Annotated in this window: 1 protein-coding gene and 1 pseudogene; both read right to left on the bottom strand. The window is 58.7% G+C overall.

Going from position 1 to position 3,704, the window contains the following annotated elements:
* Positions 1 to 991 (bottom strand): PGRS repeat-containing protein (locus WAN02_RS13220; protein ID WP_422264640.1); only part of this gene is annotated, 991 nt, incomplete at its 3' end.
* A gap of 300 nt (positions 992 to 1,291) precedes the next feature.
* Positions 1,292 to 3,704: pseudogene (locus WAN02_RS13225) on the bottom strand (RND family transporter); the annotation flags it as partial.

Genomic DNA, 3,704 nt, shown 5'->3' on the forward strand with positions numbered 1-3,704 from the left:
TGCCAGCAGTCACACCGAGACCACCGACGCCGCCGTTGCCACCGACGCCGCCGTTGCCCAAAGCCTCCCCGCCCGAGCCGCCGTTGCCACCGTCGGCACCAAGCCCGCCGTCACCGCCGTCACCGCCGTCGCCGATCAAACCGGCGTTGCCGCCGTCACCACCGGTCATCCCGGGGTCGGCAGTGGCGTCATAGCCTGCACCGCCATCACCGGCCAAAAGCCCGCCATTGCCCCCGGTCGGGTCTGCCTCCGTTCCGGGTGCGCCGTCGCAAATCAGGCCACAGTAGTCGCCTGGCGACATTCCTAGCAGGCCAGTGATCGGGGTATCGGTCGGCTGTCCGACTGGGCCATTGATCAAATATTCGACAAGTTGATTGAATTCGCCGTCGACCTGCTGACTGGCCGGGTTGTTGATCCAGTCTTCGAACACCCCATTGATTTCGGTGTCGACATTCTGGCCAACAGGACTGTTGATCCAGTCTTGAACGAACGTGTGCACCGGCTGATAGAAGTCCTGCTGGAGGGCATCAGCGAGAGCGGTGTTGTCGGTTGTCCCATTGCCAACCAAGCCAAAATGGGCCAGCAGACCGCTCAAATCTAAAGTGGCGGCGGGTTCGGCGGCAGCCACGACTTGGCCGGGGTCGGCGGCAGCCGCGACCGCGCTGGGGTCGGGGAGATCAGGGACCGCGAGAGCAGCGGTGTCGGTTGCTCCAGTGCCATTGAAAAGATCGGCCAGTAGGGCACTTAGATCTATGGTCACGGCGGGATCGGCGGCAGCGGCCAGCGCGCCAGGGTCGAGCAAATTCATGATCAAGTCTTCGATGCCGAAGTCGGCCCTGGCCGGCGGCGCGGTGGCTACCGGGCCAATTGCGGCCGCCAGAAGAGCCCCGGCGGTCGTGGACAGACCGGTCGCGGACAGACCGATTGCCGCACGACGGCGGAGCCTGGCGTTTCGTGAGCGCGTTTTCCGCTTTGCGTGCCGACCTGCCACTGTCCAGCCTTTTACTCGAACTTCACGCCGGTACGGCGTCCTCAGCCCCGCCTCGCAAGCTACTCGACGCATGTGGAATACAACACGGGTTGGCGTGATTTTCGCTAACTTCTCAGGTTTGCCGTCCAAGCGCTACGACTCGTCGTCGCCGAGCTGCCGGTGAGCATCGGCGAACCGACTAGGCACCCGGACTTGATGGCGGTGACCGTTTCCAGCGAGGTGAAGCGGCTGCGTGTCATCGCCGTGGGCGACGCCTTCCCGCGGCGCTGTCCGGTCCTCCACCGGAGATCCACCACCTACTTCCTGCTGACTCGACAACATGGCACGAACCAGCGGACGCGGCCCCTCCGACCGAAGCATGTAACTGGCCGGGCGCGGACGAACTATCAGCGGCCACCAGAACCAACGTCCGAGCAGCGCAGCGATAGACGGTGTCATGAACGACCGCACGACCAAGGTGTCGAACAACAGGCCCAGGCCGATTGTGGTGCCAACCTGACCGATAATTCGCAAATCGCTAGCCGCCATCGAGGCCATGGTAAAAGCGAACACCAGCCCCGCGTTTGTCACGACTTTACCGGTACCGCCCATTGCGCGGATGATCCCCGTGTTTATGCCCGCGGCTATTTCCTCTTTCATCCGAGAAACCAAAAGCAAATTGTAGTCAGACCCCACCGCTAAAAGGACGATCACGGACATCGGAAGCACCATCCAGTGCAATTTCATGCCCAGAATATACTGCCAGATCAGCACCGCCAGCCCAAACGATGCACCCAACGAAAGTGCCACCGTACCCACGATTACCAGTGCGGCCACGAAACTCCGCGTGATGACGAGCATAATAATGAAAATAAGGCAAAGCGCACCCACGAGTGCGATCCGCAAATCGTATCTGGAGCCGTCGCGGAAGTCTTTGAAGGTTGACGCGGTGCCCGAGATATAAATCCCGGCGTCCGCCATGGGCGTCGTCTTGAGTGCCTCCGCCGCCGCCGTCTTTATCTGATTGATACGCGCTATGCCCTCGGGCGTCGCGGGGTCGCCCCGGTGCGAAATTATGAATCGAGCCGCTTTCCCGTCAGGAGACAGGAAGGAATTCATCGCGTGCTGGAAGTCCGGGTTCTGGAAAATTTCCGGAGGTAGGTAGAAGGAATCGTCGTTCTTGGCGGCATCGAACGCCTGCCCCATGGCGTTGGCGTCCTGGTTCGATTTGTCCATCTCGCCGAAGGAACCGGCCATGCTGCTGTGCATCGTCAGCAGCAAGCTCCTTATGGATTCCATGTTGGCGATCATCAGTGGCAACTGCTGAAGTAGCTGCGGTAACAGCTCGTCCATCTTGTCTAGATCCTTCATGAGATCCAGCAACTTATCGCCAAGCTCGTCGATCCCGTTGAATAAGTCAAATATCGACCTGATCGACCAGCATATCGGTATGTCGTAGCAGTGCTTTTCCCAGTAGAAATAACTTCGAATTGGCCTCCAGAAATCCTCGAAATCCGATGCGTTATCTCTTAATTCATTGACAACGACAGTCAAGTCTTTTGTCTCGGTGAATGTCTGGTGAGTAATTTCGGTCATCTTCTTCTGAAATTCGTACATGCGCTTCATCAGCACGATTTGTTTGGCCAACATATCGGCCTGCTTGAGCAACTCGTTTGTGCTGCCTTTGATGTACTTCATGTCCTGCACTTGGCCCGCGTTTTGCATGCTGATCAGGAAAGGTATCGAAGTGTGCTCAATCGGCGTTCCCTCGGGACGGGTTATACCCTGCACTCGAGAAATCCCTTTAACCCGAAAAATTGCCTTGGCTAGTTTGTGCAGCACGAGAAAGTCTGCCGGATTGCGCATATCGTGATCGGATTCGATCATCAGAATCTCTGGCATCATTCGCGCCTGGGAGAAGTGCCGATCAGCGGCCGCATATCCCAAATTGGCTGGAATGTCTTGGGGCACGTAGAGCCGGTCGTTGTAGCTCGTTTTGTAGCCCGGTAGCGTGACCAGACCGATCAACGCGACTGTCAATGTCGCGACGAGGATGGGTGCGGGCCAGCGGACAATCGCCGTGCCGACCCGTCGCCACCGATAGGCCGCGATGCTGCGCTTGGGGTCGAACAACCCGAAACGGCTGCCGATCGTCAGGACAGCGGGAACCAGCGTGAGCGCGACCGCGACCGCGACGAGCATGCCGACGGCGCAGGGCACGCCTATGGTCTGGAACATGGGCATGCGGGTAAAGCTCAGGCACAACATCGCGCCGGCGATCGTCAACCCGGATCCCAAGACAACGGGAGTGACCCCGCGGTAAGTGGTGTAATAGGCCGTTTCCGGGTCCTGGCCAGCTTGACGGGCCTCTTGATATCGGCCGAAAAAGAATATCCCATAATCAGTCCCAGCCGCCATTGCGAGGGCCACCAGCAGATTAATGGCAAACATCGACAGTACGACGATATCTTTATCGCCGAGAAAGGCGACGATGCCCCGGGCCGCAAATAGTTCTATCCCGACCGTGAGCAACAATACAATGACAGTGATGATCGAACGGTAGACAAGAAGCAGTACCGTGAAGATTATCACCGCGCCTACGACGGTCATCTTCAGAATGGATTTGTCACTACTGCGCTGCATGTCCGTAACGAGCGCTGATGGCCCGGTGACATAGACCTTGACACCAGGTGGGGGCGTCATCGGATCTACGATGTTCCGGACCGCCGCCACG

This window comes from Mycobacterium sp., assembly GCF_049281135.1.
GTDB lineage: Bacteria > Actinomycetota > Actinomycetes > Mycobacteriales > Mycobacteriaceae > Mycobacterium.